Source organism: Sphingomonas sp. RS6, assembly GCF_054489705.1.
Genome location: NZ_JBTMWM010000003.1, coordinates 122,798 through 141,277, shown reverse-complemented (window position 1 = coordinate 141,277; position 18,480 = coordinate 122,798). Strand labels below are relative to the sequence as shown.

Sequence of the window (18,480 nt, the reverse complement as noted above, 5' to 3'; positions counted from 1 at the left end):
AGCCGCCGTCGGCCATAGGCCTGTTGATCGACTTTTAACGACTGTTCCACCGACGCAAGGAGCGTCGCGATGCTGAGCCTGACCAACACCGGTTTCAGCGACACCCTGGTTATCCTCGGCGCCGCCGGGCTGGTCATCCCCGCTTTCGCCCGGTTTCGGATCAGCCCCGTCATCGGCTTCATCCTGATCGGCATTCTCGTCGGGCCGGCCGGCTTCGGCAGCCTCGTCGATCGTGCGCCATGGCTCTATTACCTCACCATCTCCGATGCGCATGCGATCGAGCCGTTCGCCGAATTCGGCATCATCCTGCTGCTGTTTTCGATCGGCCTCGAACTCTCGTTCAAACGGCTTTGGGCTATGCGAACGCTGGTGTTCGGCGTAGGCGCGGCCGAATTGTTGGGCTCCGGCCTGATCCTCGCGGCACTGCTCTATTTCACCGGGCTCAGCACCGGCGGCGCGATCGGCCTCGGGCTCGCGCTGGCGCTTTCATCGACCGCGCTCGTGTTGCCCATCGCCGGCACTACCAGTGCGGTGGGCCGCGGCGCGTTCGCGATGCTGCTGTTCGAAGACGTGGCGCTCGTCCCGATCATCTTCGGCCTGGGCGCGCTCGCCCCCGCCGCCGATGGTGATGGTATAGCCCGGCTGCTCGCCACGCTTGGCGCCGGCGCGGCGACGATCGCGGCGCTGTTCGTTGGTGGACGACTGGTCCTGCCGCGGATGTTCGCGCAGGCGGCGCGGACCAAGAGCCCCGAACTGTTCCTCGCGGCCAGCCTGCTCGTCGTGATCGTCGCCAGCCTGGCGACCACGGCGGCTGGCCTGTCCCCGATCGTCGGCGCGCTGATCGCCGGCCTGCTGATCGCGGAAACCGAATATCATGGCGCGGTCGAGGCGATTACCTCGCCGTTCAAGGGGCTGGCGCTCGGGGTGTTCCTTCTGACGGTGGGCATGCAGCTCGATCTCGGCCTGGTCGCGCAGAACTGGGCGCCGCTGCTCGGCGCGACGATCCTCGTCATGGCGGTCAAGGTCGGCGTGACCGCGGTGCTGCTGAGGCTCGCCGGTGCCCGACTGGGTACCGCGGCGGAAACCGCGGTGCTGATGGCCAGCCCGTCCGAGACGACGCTGATCGTGCTTGGCGTCGCGGGCGTCGCCGGGCTGATTCTCCCCGCAACGGTCGCGTTCTGGACGACGGTGACCGCGATCGGGCTTACCGCGACGCCGCTGCTGGCCAAGGCAGGCCGGGTGATTGCCAACCGGATCGAGCGCAACAAGGGCGAGGACGTGCCTGATGAAGATCTGGTGCAGTTGAGTCGCGGCACGGTGGTGATCGGCTTCGGCCGGGTCGGCCACACCGTCGCGGACATGCTCCGGCGGCACGGCAAGCCCTATATCGCCGTCGATGCCGACATCGACACGATCACCCAGGCCCGGCGCGAGGGCTATCATGTGCTGTTCGGCGACGTCACCCGCGCCGAACTGGTCGACCAGCTCCAGCTCGGCCACGCCAACGCGCTGGTGCTGACGATGGACGATCCGGTCCTCACCGTTCGACTGACCAAGCGGGTGCGCGGCTGGGTGCCGCACCTGCCCATCATCGCTCGCGCCCGTGACGCCGCGCACGCCGCCGAACTCTACAAGGCCGGTGCCACCGATGCCGTGCCCGAGACGCTGGAAAGTTCGCTGCAGCTGTCCGAAGCGCTGCTCGTCGATCTCGGCATGGCGGTCGGCCCGGTGATCGCATCGATCCACGAGAAGCGCGACGAGATGCGCCGCGCCATCAAGGAAGCCGCCGGGCTGGAGCGTGAGCCGCGGCTCAACCGGTCACGCCTCAACCCCGAAGTGAACGAGGCGTAAGGCCCATGACGCCCGTGCCGCCCGCCGAGCTTAATGTCGACAAAGGATATACCCGACGATGATTCCGATGCTTGTCGCCCTGCTCGCAGGCGTCGCGCCGCTTCAGGACCAGACGGTTGCGGACCCATTGGCGCCGGCGCGCGCCGGCCGCATCCGCTGCATCGATCCCGATCGCGCCGCCCGTACCTGCCGCACCATCGTGCGCTATACCACGCGCGCCGGTGGCGGCTTTGATGCGATGGTGACGGGCGTCGTCAGCCGGGATCCGACGATCCTGATCGAATATTCGACCTTCGGCCAGGTCCGCGACGGCGCCGTGTGCAGCCGCATCCGGCCGGTCGATTTTCGCGACGGCCGCCTCACCAGCAATGGTGCGCCGCTCACCCCGGTTCTTGCCCAGAGCACGCGCGACAATCTCATGCTCGCGCTCCAGCCCCTGGCGGGCAAGGAACGTTGCTATCGCGAGACGATGAGCGGCGATGAGATCGCCGTCAGCGTGACGATCGACGGAATCGTGCAGTCCGACATGAGCCAGACCGCGATCTGGGTGATGCCCGAGGACGGTTACGCCCCGGGCTGATCACCCCGCCGGTCAGGCGGCGATCTGAGCTTCCGCCAGCGCCGCCTTCACCGCCGCGAGCGCCTCGGCGCCCTTGGTACCGTCCGGACCGCCGCCCTGCGCCATGTCCGGACGGCCGCCGCCGCCCTGGCCGCCGAGCAACGCGACGGCGACCTTCACCAGGTCCACCGCGCTCACGCCGATCTCGTTGGTAACGCCCACCGCGACCGACGCACGGCCTTCGTTCACCGCCACCAGCGCGACCACGCCGCTGCCGATCCGCGCCTTGGCCTCGTCCACCGCGCCGCGCAGCGCCTTGGCTTCGAGCCCGTCCAGAACCTGGCCGACGAAATTGATGCCGTTCACCTGCTCCGGACCCGCCGGCGCCGCACCGGCACCGCCGCCGAGCGCCAGCGCCTTCTTGGCTTCGACCAGCTCGCGCTCGAGCTTGCGGCGTTCCTCGACCAGCGCCGCGACGCGTGCCGGCACGTCGTCGGGCGACGTCTTGAGCGCCGCCGCCGCCTCGCGCAGCCGTTCGTCGCGAGCGTTGAGCCACTGGCGCGCGCCCTCGCCGGTCAGCGCCTCGATACGGCGTACGCCCGACGAGACGGCGCTTTCGGAGATGATCTTGAAGATCGCGATGTCGCCGGTCGCGTTGACGTGCGTACCGCCGCACAGCTCGACCGAGTAGGACGCATCCTCGCCCAACCCCATCGAGAGCACACGCACCTCGTCGCCATATTTCTCGCCGAACAGCGCCATCGCACCTGCCGCGATCGCATCGTCGGGAGTCATCAGCCGCGTCTCGACCACGCCGTTATGGCGGATCTGAGCGTTTACATCGGCTTCGACCAGCGCGATCTGCTCCGCGGTCAGCGCCGAGGGGTGGGAAAAGTCGAAGCGCAGCCGCTCGGGCGCGACCAGGCTGCCCTTCTGGCTGACATGCGTGCCGAGCCGCTTGCGCAGCGCCGCGTGCAACAGGTGCGTCGCCGAGTGGTTGGCACGCACCTGATCGCGATGCTCGACATCGACCGACAGGTGCACCGCGTCGCCCACCGCGACTTCACCACGCTCGATCTTGGCGTGATGCGCATGCAGGCGGCCGAGCGGCTTGGAGGTATCGTCTACAGCCGCGCGCAGCGTGTCGTTGCCGATCACGCCGACATCGCCCATCTGGCCGCCGCTCTCGCCATAGAAGGGCGTCTGGTTGGTCAGGATGGTCACCGTGTCGCCAGCGACGGCCTTCTCTACCCGCGCGCCGTCCTTGACCAGCGCCACCACTTGGCCCTCGCCCTCGGTGCTGACATAGCCGGTGAATTCGGTGCCGCCGAGCTCGTCGGCGAGATCGTACCAAAGCTCTTCCGAGGCCTTCTCGCCCGAGCCCTTCCAGGCCGCACGCGCGGCGCGCTTCTGCTCGGCCATTGCCGCATCGAAGCCGGCGCGGTCGACGCCGATCTCCTGCACGCGCAGCGCGTCCTCGGTCAGGTCATAGGGGAAGCCGAAGGTGTCGTAGAGCTTGAACGCGGTCGCGCCCGGCAGCGTGTCGCCGGCCTTCAGTCCCTGGGTTGCCTCGTCGAGCAGGCGCAGGCCGTTGGCGAGCGTCTGCCGGAAGCGGGTCTCCTCCTGCAGCAGCGTCGCCTCGATCAGCGGCTGCGCTCGGACCAGCTCGGGATAGGCAGCGCCCATCTCGGCGACCAGCGAAGGCACGAGCCGGTGCATCAGCGGATCCTTGGCGCCGAGCAGGTGGGCATGGCGCATCGCGCGGCGCATGATGCGGCGGAGCACATAGCCGCGGCCCTCGTTCGCCGGCAGCACGCCGTCGGCGACGAGGAAGCCCGAGGAGCGCAGGTGATCGGCGATGACGCGGTGGCTCGCGGCCTGCTCGCCATCGGGCGCGGTCGCGGTGAACGCGGCCGACTGCTCGATCAGTGCGCGGAAGGTGTCGATGTCGTAATTGTTGTGGACGCCCTGGAGCACGGCGGCGATGCGCTCGAGCCCCATGCCGGTGTCGATGCTCGGGCGCGGCAGATCGCCGATGATCTCGTCATTTTCCTGCACGAACTGCATGAAGACGAGGTTCCAGATCTCAACGAAACGGTCGCCATCCTCCTCGGGCGAGCCCGGGGGGCCGCCATAGATATGCTCGCCGTGATCGTAGAAGATTTCCGAGCAGGGGCCGCACGGACCGTCCGAGCCCATCGCCCAGAAATTGTCCTTGGTCGCGATGCGGATGATCCTGTGGTCGGGAAGCCCGGCGATCTTCTTCCACAGGTCGAAGGCCTGGTCGTCGGTGTGGTACACCGTGACGGTCAGCTTCTCGGCCGGGATGCCCCATTCCCTGGTGAGGAGCGTCCAGGCATGGGTGATCGCCTGCTCCTTGAAATAGTCGCCGAACGAGAAATTGCCGAGCATCTCGAAGAAGGTGTGGTGCCGGGCGGTGTAGCCGACATTGTCGAGATCGTTATGCTTGCCACCCGCACGCACGCACTTTTGGCTGCTGGTAGCGGTGCTGTAGGGGCGAGATTCCAGGCCGGTGAACACGTTCTTGAACGGCACCATGCCCGCATTCACGAACATCAGCGTGGGATCGTTGTGCGGCACCAGCGGCGCGCTGGGGACGCGGGCATGGCCCTGGCCCTCGAAATAGTCGAGAAACGAGCGGCGGATATCATTGGTCGACGTCATGTTCGCCGACTTAGGGGCGCGGCGCGTTTCGCTCAAGCGAAACACGTCGATCATCGTGATCGTTCCGCGTCCCGATCCTGATCCAATCCGCTTGTGTGACGATCATCCCATCGGCTGATCGATCGTCCGCGGCGGTTCGCTGAACCACTTTGGCCCCGCTTCGGTAATGTGGAAGCAATCCTCCAGCCGGACGCCGAAGCTGCCGGGAATGTAGATCCCCGGCTCGTTCGAGAAGCACATGCCCGGCACGAGCGGGGTCTTCTCGCCGCGTACCAGGTTGACCGGCTCGTGCCCGTCGAGCCCGATGCCGTGGCCGGTGCGGTGCGACAGACCGGGCAGCTTGTAATCCGGCCCATAGCCGAGCGACGCGTAATAGCGCCGCACAGCATCGTCGACGCTACCCGCAGGCGCCCCCAGCTTCGCGGCGGCGAACGCGACCTGCTGGCCCTTCGCCACCGCGTCCCACACCTTGCGCTGCTCGGCGCTGGCAGTGCCGTGGACGAAGGTGCGCGAGACGTCGGACTGATAGCCCATCACGTTGCAGCCACAGTCCATCAGCACGATCGCGCCGTCAGACACCGGCGACGGCGTCTTGGTGCCGTGCGGATAGGCAGCCCCCTCGCCCACCAGCACCATGCTGAACTCGGGATCGCCACCCAGCTTGCGCGTCGCGGCGTTCATCAACGCGGAGACGTCGCGCTGGCGCATCCCTTTCTCGACTCGTTCATAAACAAAGCGGTAGGCAGCAATCGTGACATCGGTTGCTAGCTTCATCAGCGCCAGCTCCGCCGGGCTCTTGATCATCCGGCAACCGCGAACGACCGGGTTGGCCGAAACGACGCCCAGTCCGTTCTTCTGTAGCCCGTCGACGGCGAAGAAGCGTACCGCCTCCTCGATCCCGACCGGCAGCGCCGCAAGCTTGCGGTCCTTCAGGAAGCCGGCGACGATCTTCAGCGGATCCTCATCCTCCTGCCACACCCGCACCTCGGCGGGGACCGCCAGCGTTTCGCGGGTGCGCGGTTCCTCGAAGAACGGCGTGACGATGCAAGGTTCGCCCTCGACCGGCAGGACAGCCGCCGTCAGCCGCTCGCTGCGCCCCCAGCGAATGCCGGTGAAATAGACGAGGCTCCCGCCCGGCTCGATCAGCACCGCGCCGATGCCGTTCGCCCGCATCAGCGCCTGGGCCTTGGCCAGCCGCTGGCGGCGTTCCTCCGGCCCGATCGGTTGCGCGCCAGCCGTCATGTCATGCAGTTCGGCAAGGTCGGGTTCGGCGGCACTCGCCGCACCGGCCAGCGAAACCACCGGAACCGCCGCCATAACGGCAAGCAGTTGCCGCCGGGTCGTCGCATGCATCATCGCCATTCTCCATCGCGCTTCGGACGCCGCCTAGAATGGATGTTGCGCAGGAACAACCGCCCGGCACAGGAGAGCGGGCTTGACCCGCGGCCCGCAATCCCCTTCCCTCCCGCGACGATTCTCGGGGAGCAACTGTGGGCAAACGACTTACTTGGTTCATTCTGGCAGCGCTGGTGCTTGGCGGGCTGATCGGCTGGGGGCTGAACCTCGCCTATGGCAGCACGCCAGAGGGCGCGGCGACGCTCGAATCGGTCGCCTATGCGCTCGACATCCCCACGCAGATGTTCCTCCACCTCATCAAGATGATCATCGCGCCGCTGGTGGTGTCCACGCTCGTGGTCGGCATCGCGCATATGGGCGGCGGCGGCGCGATCGGGCGCGTGGGGTTGAAGGCGTTCTTCTGGTTCGTCTGCGCCAGCCTGATCTCGCTCACGCTGGGCCTGATCCTGGTCAATCTGCTGCACCCAGGCACCGGCCTCAACCTGCCACTGCCGGCGGCCAATGCGTCGAGCGGTGTCGATCGCGCGGCATTCGACGTGGCCAAGTTCTTCACCCATATCGTGCCGACCAGCGCGATCGACGCGATGGCGAGCAACGACATCCTCCAGTTGGTGATCTTCTCGCTGTTCTTCGGCGTCGGCATGGCTGCGGTCGGCGAAAAGGCGAAGCCGCTGCTCGACGGGCTCGAGGCGCTGGTTTCGGTGATGCTCACCGTCACCGGCTATGTGATGCTGTTCGCGCCGGTTGCGGTGTTCTGCGCCGTCGCACGCACGCTGGCGACCAAGGGGCTTGGCGTGGTCGGCGATCTCGCCTTCTTCATGGGCAGCTTCTATCTCGGCCTCGCGGCGCTTTGGGCGGTGCTGCTCGGCGCCTGCTTCCTCGTCATCGGCCCGCGCACCGGCCTGTTGTTCCGTTATCTGCGCGATCCGATCCTGCTCGGCTTCTCCACCGCCTCGTCCGAAGCCGCCTATCCGCGCACGCTCGATGCGCTCGATCGGTTCGGCGTGCCGCCGCGCATCGCCAGCTTCGTGCTGCCGCTCGGCTATTCGTTCAACCTCGACGGCTCGATGATGTACATGACGTTCGCGTCGATTTTCATCGCCCAGGCCTATGGCATCGATCTCGACTGGGGCACGATGATCCAGATGCTGCTGATCCTGATGATCACCAGCAAGGGGATTGCGGGCGTGCCGCGCGCCAGCCTTGTCGTCATCACGGGCACCCTCGCGCATTTCAACATCCCGGAAGCGGGCATCCTGCTGATCCTCGCGGTCGACCATTTCCTCGACATGGGCCGCACCGCCACCAACGTGATCGGCAATGCTGTGGCCAGCGTGGTGGTCGCCCGGTGGGAAGGCAAGCTCGACGAGCCCGACGAAGCCGAACCTCCGGTCAAGTCCATCCCGGCCGGGGGGCCGAGCGACCCCGACCGGTTCGAGGACTATGCCGGCCACTGATTACAGCGGCCGGGTTGTTCAGGCATAGGCATAGGGCCCGCCCGCCGTCAGCGCCTTCTGATAGGCCGGGCGGGCGTGGATCTTCTTCAGCCAGGCGGCGATGTGCGGCCGCCCGTCCGTCGCGCCGGCGCGGCCGACTGCGGCCTCCAGCGGGAAGCTCATCATCACATCGGCGGCGGTGAAGCTGTCGCCGGCGAACCAGGGCCGGCTGGCCAGCTCGCTTTCGACATAGTCGAAATGGACGTCGGCCATCGGCTTGAATTTCTTGAGCCCCATCTTGCCGAACAGCGGCACCCGCGCGAGCACCAGCATCACCAACAGCGGCGGCATCAGCGATCCTTCGGCATAGTGGAGAAAATGCCGATAGCGTAGCGCGCTTTCGCGATGCGCGGGCATGCCCAGCCGGCCGTCCGCCTTGTCGACCAGATATTCGATGATCGCCCCGGTTTCGGCGACGATCACGCCGTCATCCTCGATCACCGGCGATTTGCCCAGCGGGTGGATGCGCTTGAGCGCTGGCGGCGCCAGCATCGTCACCTTGTCCCGCTCGTAGCGCTTGACCGTATAGGGCAGCGCCAGTTCCTCGAGCAGCCAGATCACGCGCTGCGAGCGGGAGTTTTCGAGGTGGTGGAGGATGATGGTCATGCCGGCTCCGTTGGCTTGTGCGTCGGGCCGCAATCTGTGCGCCCCGCGCCGCCCATACAAGCGCAATCCAGACGCTTTTGCGCGCGCCCCGCATGCGCGTCGGGGCGAGCCCCGACATGAAAGCGGCGCCGTTCGTTCCGAACGGCGCCGCTCCCGGTTGTCGATGATCCAGCGCCTTACAGTCGCCAGATCGCCCCGATCACGATACGCCGGTCGTTCAGGAAGCTGAACCGGTCGTAAAGCTGGCCACTCGCATCGATGTACGAGCGCGCCTTGCTCTTCGTATCCAGGATGTTCGCTATCGACCCGCGGATCTGGAACTTGCCGAAGTTGAACTTCAGCGACGCATCCAGAAAACCGGCGGCCGAGTTATAGATCGGATTGCCCGTCACATAGTCGCGATAGGTGGTGAGATATTCCGACCGCCAGTTATAGGCGAGACGCGCCTCGACCACCTTGTTTTGATAGATCGCAACCGCGTTGGCGATGTATTTCGACTGGCCAAGCAGATCGTTCACACCCCAGCGGAACACCGTGGTTACGTCGTCAGGCACCCCGTCACCGTCGGAGTCGACGCCATTGCCCGGCGGGGTGGTCGATGCGTCGATGACGGTGAAGTTGCCCTGGAAGCCGAGATTCTTGAGCGGGCCGGGCAGGAAGTCGAAGAACTGCTGATAGGCGACTTCGATGCCCTTCACCTTCGCCTTGGCCTGGTTGACCGGGCCGTTGTAGATGATCTGCGTCTCCTGACCGTCGAGCGTCACCCGGCCAAGCGGCAGATCGCCGTTGGTGATGATGTTCGACAGATCCTTGTAGAAGCCGGACACCGACAAATAGCCCGTCCTGAAATACCATTCGTACGACAGGTCGAAGCTGTGCGCGATGGTTGGCTTCAGGTATGGGTTGCCGCGACTGACGCGGATTTCGCCGACGCGGATATCCTGAGCACCGCGATCGATGCCGTAGAGCGGATCATTTTCGTCGGTGATCGGCGGATAGTTGATCCGGTTGGCTGTGACGACATATTCCTGCGACGCGCGCAGATCCTGAACGTTCGGACGGCTGAGCCCCTTGCTGTATCCGAAGCGGACAAGCATTTCCCGGTTCAGGTTCCACTTGACGTTGAACGAAGGCAGCCAGCGCTCGTCAGTCAGCTTGACCTTGGTCGGGACCGCCGCCTGCTCCGCATAGGCTACCGCTTCAGGCAGGAAGTCGCGCGGATCGTCGCGGCTTTCTGCATCGTCGGTTCGCGTACGCTCACCAGTGTCAGGATCGAACGCCGGCGTCTGTTCGTCTGCAACAAACGGCCGATATGCCCGGAAGCCGCTGGAGTTCAGATCGGTCCGAACATAGCGCAGGCCGAAATTGCCGTCCAACGACATGCCGTTGTCGAACTGATGCTTGAAGTCGACGCGGACATAGAGGTTTTTGGTCTTTTCGGTGATGTCCGAAATGTCTTCGGGCCGGAAGATCGGGCTGCCGAAGCGGCTGCCGTCGGCGGTACCACGCGGCACCCAACCATAATTGTTGGCCAGCTGGGGTTCGCTGTCGATATAGTTGCGGAAATTGTCGTAGCTCGACAGCAGATCGCTGTTCACGAACACGAACGAGTTGTTGGCGCCCTGCACCACGCCGCCGCGGAAGAAATCCCGGAAGCTGACGGCTTCCGCCGCCTTGCCGGGATCCTGGAAGGTTCCGACAATGCCGAAGCCGCCACGGCCATCCCATGCCGGAGCCATCGAGCCCCAGTTGAGCGCCATTTCCGAGTTGACCTGGCTGCGCTCGGCAAATCGCGCGCCGAACTTGACGCTGTCGAACCAGCCGGCCAGCCCGTCGCCGCCCGACACGTCATAGTCGAAATCAGCCCGCAGCGCGTAAAGGTCGCCGGTACCGACCTGGAAACGATCCGCCACGAACTGCCAGTTCGCACCATTGAAATCGGACGTGCTGACCGGAGTCGGGATGCGACTGTCTTCGGTGTCGCCGCTCCAGCGCGTTTGCCCCGGGTTAAAGCTGTGAGCCGGATCGATGAAGAACTCGATCGAAGGATGATCGAGATCCTGCCGGATCTGCCAGTTGAGATAGGTGTTCATCCCGCCCCAGATTTCGCGCTGGCGGGCACTTGCCTTGGTATACTGCCCGTCGAGCACGACCGAGAGGCGATCGGTGGCGTTCCATTTGAGGTTGAGGCTGTAATCCTCGGTCGTCGCTTCCTCGATCTTGCCAATACCGAGCGAGCCGACGGGCGAGCCGCGGGCGCCGGTCCAAGCGTCCGCGTTGTTAGTGACGAAGCCCGATTCCATCAGGCCGCCGCGCACAGGGATCAGCGTTTCGCAATCGCCGGGATTGCTGGGGAAGCCGCCGGGGCCGCTGCACATCGGCGTTCCGGCCGAGCCCCAGTTCTTGTTGAGCACGATGTTGCTGACACCCGCCGTGGTGCCGGTGTCATGTTCCGGGAACCATTCGAACGTGCGCTCGATGCTGTCGATCGTGTTCTCGGCACGGATATACTTCGCGGTCAGCTGCAACCGGTCGTTCTTCCACTGACCCGCCAGATAATAGCTGGTGCGCTCCCGATCGACATCGTTCGTCCGCATCTGGAAGCCAGGCGTGATACCGATGATGTTCGCGGGATCGACACCGTCGAACTCGCTCAGCTTGTTCGCACCGGTCAGCGTGGTTTCAGGAACATTGCCGTCGGCGTCCAGCACGCGCGGCATCGGTGCGTTCTGCTGCCAGCCGTTGATCCGCGAATCGAGCTTCGACTTCGAATAGGAACCGAGGATGCCGAACTCGCCGATGCCCGTCTTCCAGCGGCTGCCGGCGGTGATGCTTCCCTGCGGCGACCATTTTTCGCGGAGATCCGAATAGGTCGAATCGAAAGCGACCACCAGCGTGGTGCCCGGTCGATCGAACGGTTCGAGCGTGCGCAGGTTGATCGTGCCGCCGATGCCGCCTTCGATCAGGTCGGCGGTCTGGTTCTTGTAGACGTCGACGCCGCCCACCAGTTCGGGCGGGATGCTCGAAAAGTCGAGCGAACGTCCGCCATTGGCGCTGAATGCGTCACGACCGTTGAATTCGGAACGTACGAAACCAAGACCGCGAACCAGGTTGCCGCGTCCTTCAGGCGCCGGGAAGTCAGGGCTGGCGCCACCGGTCGGGAAGCGCGAAATGGTCACGCCCGGGATACGCCCGATCGCTTCCGCGACCGACAGATCGGGCAGTGTCGCGATGTCCGAAGCGGACAGCGAATCGACGAAGGTCGATGCGTTTCGTTTGACTTCCTTTGCTGATTCGAGTGCGCCGCGAATACCGGTAACGATGATCTCGGTCTCGGTGGACGGCGGCACTTCGGATTGTTGCCCATCCTGGGGCTCGGGCGACGTCTGCGGGTCCGACGCCGTCTGCGCTATTGCCGTCAACGGGTTGGCAAATAGCGTGATTGCCGAAGTCGCCAGCAAGACCTGCTTGGCCGACCACGACAGATTCCTGACCGCCTGTTTGTTCACGATGTTCTCCCCTCCCAGCGAAGGACCCGTTGCCCCGGGCCTTCCGGTCTTTTTGTCTCCACCCCGTCGGACTGGTTTGTGGGAAGCCGCGTGGTTTTAACGCTTGCGACCCACAGTCTCTGTGACGGGACGAATCAAATAACTCGGACTTAATCGGGTGGCAAGAGGGACAAGAAGACCACGTCCAGATCAATTGACTTCGTTTCGGAGGTCGGCTCTTGTGGGCAGGCGATCGTATCGGGTCGGACAGAAAAAAAGCACGTCAGGCCCGGCTGGTTTCAAGATCAGAGACAGATTAGACAGGCGCTGGAGGGGACATGACGGGTGTTGGCGTTGAGCGTACGCGGGTGCGTGCGGCCTGATGCGCCCGGCCGCGATCCGATCGATCTGCATCGTCGGCGGCGGCACCGCCGGCTGGATGGTGGCGGCGGCGCTTGCAAACCGATTGCAGGGACTATCCATCGCGATTCGGCTGATCGAATCGTCCGAGATCGGCACCGTCGGCGTCGGCGAGGCGACGCTGCCGCATATTCGCGCCTTCAACACCACGCTCGGCATCGGCGAGGACGATCTGATGCGCGCCACCGAGGCCACGTTCAAGCTTGGCATCGAGTTTCGCGACTGGGGCCGGATCGGCGACCGCTATATCCACCCATTCGGCGATTATGGTCAGCCGATTGAAGGCGTGCCCTTTTATCACCACTGGCTTCGCCTGCGTGAAACCGGCGATCCGGGGCGGCTCGACGATTACTCGTTCCCGATCGTCGCAGCCGAGCAGAACCGGTTTCGCCATCCCTCCGGCAGCGTCGATCGCATCGATGGCAGCTTCGGCTATGCCTATCAGTTCGATGCCGCGCTCTACGCTGGGTTTTTGCGGCGTTATGCCGAACATCGCGGGGTTGCCCGGCTCGACGGCAAGGTGACGAAGACGTCGCTCGATCCCGAAAGCGGCTTCGTGCGCGGCGTAACGCTCGCCGACGGCCGCAGCGTCGAAGCCGACCTGTTCGTCGATTGCTCGGGCTTTCGCGGGCTGCTGATCGAAGGCGCGCTGGCCGCCGGCTATGACGACTGGCGTCGTTGGCTGCCGTGCGATCGGGCGGTCGCGGTGCCGACCGATCATGCCGGGCCGCTGGGGCCTTATACGCGCGCAACCGCGCGAACGGCGGGGTGGCAATGGCGCATCCCGCTCCAGCACCGCGTCGGCAATGGCCATGTCTATTGCAGTAGCTTCATCGACGACGATGCGGCCGAGCGTCAGCTGGTCGACAATCTCGACGCGCCGATGCAGGCGCCGCCGCGCCGGCTCAGCTTCACGACCGGGCGGCGCAAGGCGTTCTGGAAGCACAATGTCGTCGCGATCGGCCTTGCGGGCGGCTTTCTTGAGCCACTCGAATCGACATCGATTCACCTCATCCAGGATGGCATCACCGAACTGCTGGCACTGTTCCCCGATGCCGGCTTCGATCCGGTGGATATCGACGAATATAACCGGCGGATGGCGCTGCACTATGAGCGCGTGCGCGATTTCCTGCTGCTTCACTATGTCGCCACCCAACGCGATGACAGCGAGATGTGGCGGCATTTCCGTGCCCTGACGCTGCCGGACAGCCTGGCCGAGAAGATCGAGGCCTGGCTGACGCGCGGGCTGATCCTTCCCTATCAATTCGGGCTTTTCCTGCCGCCCAGCTGGGTGGCGGTGATGCTCGGGCAGAATCTGGTGCCCGGCGGCTATGATCCGCGGGCCCGGGCGATCGATCCCGCGGCGCTGGCCGCGAAAGCCGATCGCCTCCGCCGGGACATGGCCGCGGCGGTGCGTTCGACGCCCGATCATGCCGACTATATCCGGCGATCGGCCGGCGCCGCTACGCTCACCCGCACGGCCGTCGCGCAGTAGAACCGATCATGTCCACGCCATCCACCAACGCCGATCCCATCGGGCATATCATCATCTGCGGACACGGTCTTGCCGCGCGCATGACTGCCGCCACGCTCGCCCGGCAACTGGCACCCGCGATCCGCATCACGCTGGTCCTGATCGAGCGCGATGCGGCGAGCGACCTGTTCTACGGCACGGTCACCGCGCCATCTGCCTATGCGTTCAACCTGGCGGCCGGCGTCGACGAACCGTCGCTCGTGCTGCGCAGCGATACCGCCTTTTCGTGGGGCACTCGCTATTTGGCGTGGGGAGCGGCCGGGCGTGCCTGGACGCAGTGTTTCAACCTCGCCTTCCCCAACATCGACGGCGTCCAGTTCCACCAATATCTGGCCGCCACGGCGGAGGACGCGATCGAACCCTATCTTGCCGGAGCGGCGGCGGGCGCGCGCGGCGGCTTTGCCCATCCGCCGCAAGGCCCGGGCAAGGCCGCGCAGCACCCGCTGGCCCGTGCCGAATATGGCTATCAGTTCGATCCAGCAAACTACGCGGCGCTGTTCGCAGCCGCGGTGCCCCCTGGGCGGATCGAGATCATTGCGGGCGCCGAAGTGGCGGTCGAAAGCGGCGAGCACGGAATCGACGGCCTCCGGGTGGACGGCGGGGCGCCGAGCCGCGCCGATCTTTATGTCGATTGCAGCGGCCCGGACGCGGTGCTGCTGTCTCGGCTGGCACCGATGGCCGGAGACGCACGTCGGGTCAGCGTCGTCGCCTTTCGCGAACAAGCGGAACGCGCGGGAAGCCCGTTACGCACCGTGACCCCGACGCAGCATGGCTGGACGGCCGAGACCCCACTGCGCGACGAGCTGCTGCGCATCACTGTCCACAATCCCGCCGACCCGGCGGCGATGCCGGACGGCACCGTATCCCGCGCGGCTCAGGCCCTGATCGGCCGGCGCACCGATGCCTGGGCCGGCAATTGCGTCGGCATCGGTCATGCGGCCGGGGTGGTCGAACCGCTCAGTCCCGCCCCGATGATGCTGCTCGAGCGCGACATCGAGCGGCTGGTGTCGCTCATTCCCAATGCCGGGCCGATGGTGGTCGAGCGGCGCGAATATAATCGCCGCTTCACCGACGATTTTCTCCACGCATCGCTATTCAACCGTGCGATCGTCGAGCCGGACGGCCTTCCCGACACAGCCTATTGGCGCGCGGCCCGCGCCGAGCCGCTGCCGGAGAAGCTGGCACGAAAACTCGCGCTGTTCGAAAGTCGCGGGGTGCTCGTCGCCTATGATCTGGAGCCGTTCCACCCCGAGGACTGGACGATCCTGCATCTCGGCATGGGGCGGCGCCCGGCACGCCACGACCCGCTGGCGGATCGCGCCTCGCCCGCGCAAGTCAGGCAGTTCCTCTCGACGATGAAGCAGAACATTGCCCAGATGGCGGCCACCCTGCCTGCCAGCGCCACCTATCGCACCGAACTCGAAGCCTATCTGCGCGAGGGCGGCCGATGAGTGAGTCCGCATTGCTCCGCCACATCGTCATCGTCGGCGGCGGCACCGCAGGCTGGATGACGGCCGCCGCGCTCTCCAGCCTGCTCGATCCCGGAAAGACACGCATCACGCTGGTCGAATCGGACATGATCGGCACGGTCGGCGTGGGTGAGGCGACGATCCCCGATATCCTCGCCTTCAACCGCATGCTCGGCATTGGCGAAGCCGAGTTCATGAAGGCGACCGAGGCGACCTTCAAGCTCGGCATCGAATTCGTCGATTGGGGCCGCAGGGGCGATCGCTACATCCACCCGTTCGGCCAGCACGGCGTCGACATGCAGGGGATCGATTTCCACCAATATTGGCTGCGCAGCAGTGCCGATGGCGACGGCCATCCGATCGAGGACTATAGCCTGTCCTCGCTGGCGGCGTCGGCGGGGCGGTTCACGCTTCCCGATCCCAATCCGCGATCGGTGGTGTCGCAGCTGCGCTATGCCTATCATTTCGATGCGACGCTCTACGCCGCGTTCCTGCGCCGTTACGCGGAAGCGCGTGGGGTGCAGCGGATCGAAGGCATTGTCGGCCGCGTCCGCACCCGATCCGAAGACGGGTTCGTCGAGGCGATCGATCTCGATCACGACCGATCGCTTGAGGGCGACTTTTTCTTCGACTGCACCGGCTTTCGCGCGCTCCTGACGGGCGAGGCGCTGGGCGTGCCGTTTGTCGACTGGGGTCACTGGCTGCCCTGTGATCGCGCGCTGGCGGTCCCCAGCGCCCATTCCAGCCCCCTGCCCCCCTTCACGCGGTCGACCGCGAAAGTCGCCGGCTGGCAATGGCGCATCCCGACGCAGCGGCGAATGGGCAACGGCCATCTCTATTCGAGCAGCTTCCTCCCGGATGACGAGGCAGCCGCGCTGCTGATCGCCGGCCTCGACGGGCCGGCGATCGCCGATCCGCGCATGATCCGCTTCACGGCCGGTCGGCGGGCGGCATTCTGGGTGGGCAATTGCATCCCGATCGGGCTGGCGGCGGGCTTTCTCGAGCCGCTCGAATCGACGTCGATCTATCTGATCCAGGAAGGGATCAGCCGCTTCATTTCGCTATTTCCCAGGGCCGAGATCCCGGACATCCTGCGCATCGAGTATAACCGCCACATGCAGACGGAGTTCGAGCAGGTCCGTGACTTCATCATCCTCCATTATGCCGCCACCGAACGCGACGACAGCCCGTTCTGGAACTATTGCCGGACGATGCCGCTGCCGGACACGCTCACGCACAAGATCGAACTGTTCCGCGAAACCGGGCGCGTCTTCCGCTACAATGACGAGCTGTTCGCCCGGCCGAGCTGGGTGGCGGTGATGCTGGGTCAGAACATCGTGCCGCGATCGTTCGATCCGGTGGTCGCGAGCCTGCCGGCAGGCGAAATCGCCCATAGCCTCGGTTCGATGCGCCACGCGATGCGGGCGGCGGTGCAGCAGATGCCGACGCACGACCAGTTCCTCGCCCGATATTGCGCGGCGGGTTGAGCGTGGACGATCTGAAGATCCGGCGCGTCGTCATCGTCGGCGGCGGGACGGCGGGATGGATGGCGGCGGCGGCGCTGTCGCGCATCCTGGCGGGGGGCGGCATCGCGATCGAGGTGATCGAATCCGAAGCGATCGGTACCGTCGGCGTCGGCGAGGCGACGATCCCGCACATCCGCTATTTTAATCGGCTGCTGGGGCTGGACGAGAATGATTTCGTTCGCCGCACCGCCGCGACCTTCAAGCTCGGCATCGAATTTGTCGACTGGGGGCGACTCGGCGATCGCTATATCCACCCGTTCGGCAGCTATGGCCAGGAGATGGAAGGGTTGCACTTCCATCATTTCTGGTATCGCCAAGCGCAATCGGGCGGCGCGCTGCCGCTCGACCGATACAGCCTGGCCATCGGCGCCGCCCGCGGCGGCAAGTTCCAGCGCCCCGATCCCAGCCGGCGCAATAGCCCGCTGGCGACGATCGCCTATGCCTTTCAGTTCGATGCCGCGCGCTATGCACGCTATCTGCGCGAGGTGGCGGAAGCCGCGGGCACGCGCCGGATCGAAGGCCGGATCGTCGATGTCCGGCTGAGCGGCGAAACCGGCCATGTCGAAACGCTTGCACTCGACGACGGGCGCGTGGTGGCAGGCGATCTGTTCCTCGACTGCTCGGGTTTCCGCGGCCTGCTCATCGAAGGTGCGCTCGCCGCCGGCTATGACGACTGGAGCGAATACCTGCCCTGCGACCGCGCCGTCGCCCGCGCCTGCGAGCGCGTCGGCCCGCCGCTTCCCTATACCCGCGCCACCGCGCGCACGGCGGGCTGGCAATGGCGCATCCCGCTCCAGTCGCGCACCGGCAACGGTCATGTCTATTGCTCCGAATATCTCGGCGACGACGAAGCGGTGGCGATGCTCGACGCGGGGCTCGACGGCGCGCCGATATCCGAGCCCAATTTCCTGCGCTTCCAGGCGGGGATCCGCCGACGCCCCTGGCACCGCAACGTCGTGTCGCTGGGTCTAGCTTCGGGCTTTCTCGAGCCGCTCGAATCGACCTCGATCCACCTGATCCAGTCGGGGATCGCCCGGCTGCTGACCAACTTTCCCGACAAGCGGTTCAATCAGCACGACATCGACTATTACAACCGGGCGACGCGGCTCGAATATGAACAGATCCGCGACTTCCTGATCCTGCACTACAAGGCGACAGAACGCACCGACAGTCCGTTCTGGAATCGCTGCCGGACGATGCCGATCCCGGCCTCGCTTCAGGAACGGATCGACATTTTTCGCGAGAATGCGCGACTGTTCCGGCACGAAAGCGAGTTGTTCGGCGATGCGAGCTGGCTCGCGGTGCTCCACGGGCAGCGGATCGAGCCCAGGCGGCACCATCCGATCGCCGATATCCTACCCGAAGAGGAACTGGCGAGCCGGATGACGCGGATCGCGGCGGCAATCGACGCCGCCGTCGCCTCGATGCCGTCGCACACCGATTTCATCGACCACCACTGCCGCATGCCATCCGAAGGTTGAGCGGTCCCG

The 18,480-nt window shown here is 65.6% G+C and carries 11 protein-coding genes; 7 read left to right on the top strand and 4 right to left on the bottom strand.

From position 1 onward, the window contains the following. Positions 1-69 precede the first annotated feature (69 nt). Both ACX40Y_RS07850 and ACX40Y_RS07845 read left to right on the top strand, forming a co-directional pair. Positions 70-1,851 (top strand): cation:proton antiporter domain-containing protein, encoded by a 1,782-nt coding sequence (locus ACX40Y_RS07850; protein ID WP_459119000.1) that lies wholly within the window; start codon positions 70-72, stop codon positions 1,849-1,851. A gap of 58 nt (positions 1,852-1,909) precedes the next feature. Next, complete coding sequence (locus ACX40Y_RS07845) at positions 1,910-2,431, top strand: hypothetical protein (RefSeq protein WP_459118999.1); 522 nt, start codon at positions 1,910-1,912, stop codon at positions 2,429-2,431. A 12-nt stretch (positions 2,432-2,443) separates the two neighbouring features. Here ACX40Y_RS07845 and alaS read toward each other — a convergent pair whose 3' ends face one another. Beyond that, the gene (alaS, locus tag ACX40Y_RS07840; RefSeq protein WP_459118998.1) at positions 2,444-5,095 is read right to left on the bottom strand and encodes an alanine--tRNA ligase; all 2,652 of its coding nucleotides are present in this window, start codon (positions 5,093-5,095) and stop codon (positions 2,444-2,446) included. 102 nt (positions 5,096-5,197) lie between these two features. After that, entirely contained in the window at positions 5,198-6,451 is a 1,254-nt protein-coding gene (locus ACX40Y_RS07835; RefSeq protein ID WP_459118997.1) for a M24 family metallopeptidase, read from the bottom strand. A gap of 134 nt (positions 6,452-6,585) precedes the next feature. On the opposite strand from ACX40Y_RS07835, the gene ACX40Y_RS07830 reads away from it, so the two are divergent. Further along, entirely contained in the window at positions 6,586-7,908 is a 1,323-nt protein-coding gene (locus ACX40Y_RS07830) for a dicarboxylate/amino acid:cation symporter (RefSeq protein WP_459118996.1), read from the top strand. 18 nt (positions 7,909-7,926) lie between these two features. Here the strand turns inward: ACX40Y_RS07830 and ACX40Y_RS07825 are convergent, their stop codons facing one another. Further along, on the bottom strand, positions 7,927-8,553 hold the full coding sequence (locus ACX40Y_RS07825) for a glutathione S-transferase family protein (RefSeq protein WP_459118995.1): 627 nt from the start codon (positions 8,551-8,553) through the stop codon (positions 7,927-7,929). Between the two features lie 176 nt (positions 8,554-8,729). Beyond that, the gene (locus ACX40Y_RS07820; RefSeq protein ID WP_459118994.1) at positions 8,730-11,975 is read right to left on the bottom strand and encodes a TonB-dependent receptor; all 3,246 of its coding nucleotides are present in this window, start codon (positions 11,973-11,975) and stop codon (positions 8,730-8,732) included. Between the two features lie 448 nt (positions 11,976-12,423). Here ACX40Y_RS07820 and ACX40Y_RS07815 point away from each other — a divergent pair, with 448 nt between their 5' ends. From ACX40Y_RS07815 to ACX40Y_RS07800, 4 genes are read left to right on the top strand one after another with little or no spacing between them, the layout of a single operon-like run. Continuing rightward, a complete protein-coding gene (locus ACX40Y_RS07815) occupies positions 12,424-13,956 on the top strand; it encodes a tryptophan halogenase family protein (protein ID WP_459118993.1) in 1,533 nt (510 codons plus the stop codon). An 8-nt stretch (positions 13,957-13,964) separates the two neighbouring features. Further along, positions 13,965-15,446: a tryptophan 7-halogenase gene (locus ACX40Y_RS07810; protein ID WP_459118992.1), complete on the top strand. Its 1,482-nt coding sequence runs from the start codon at positions 13,965-13,967 to the stop codon at positions 15,444-15,446. Next, positions 15,443-16,951, top strand: a complete 1,509-nt coding sequence (locus ACX40Y_RS07805; RefSeq protein ID WP_459118991.1) for a tryptophan halogenase family protein — start codon at positions 15,443-15,445, stop codon at positions 16,949-16,951. The genes ACX40Y_RS07810 and ACX40Y_RS07805 overlap by 4 nt, the downstream gene beginning before the upstream one ends. Positions 16,952-16,953: 2 nt before the next feature. Next, positions 16,954-18,471 carry a tryptophan halogenase family protein gene (locus tag ACX40Y_RS07800; RefSeq protein ID WP_459119237.1) on the top strand — a complete coding sequence of 506 codons (1,518 nt, stop codon included), beginning with the start codon at positions 16,954-16,956 and terminating at the stop codon, positions 18,469-18,471. Positions 18,472-18,480: the final 9 nt, after the last annotated feature.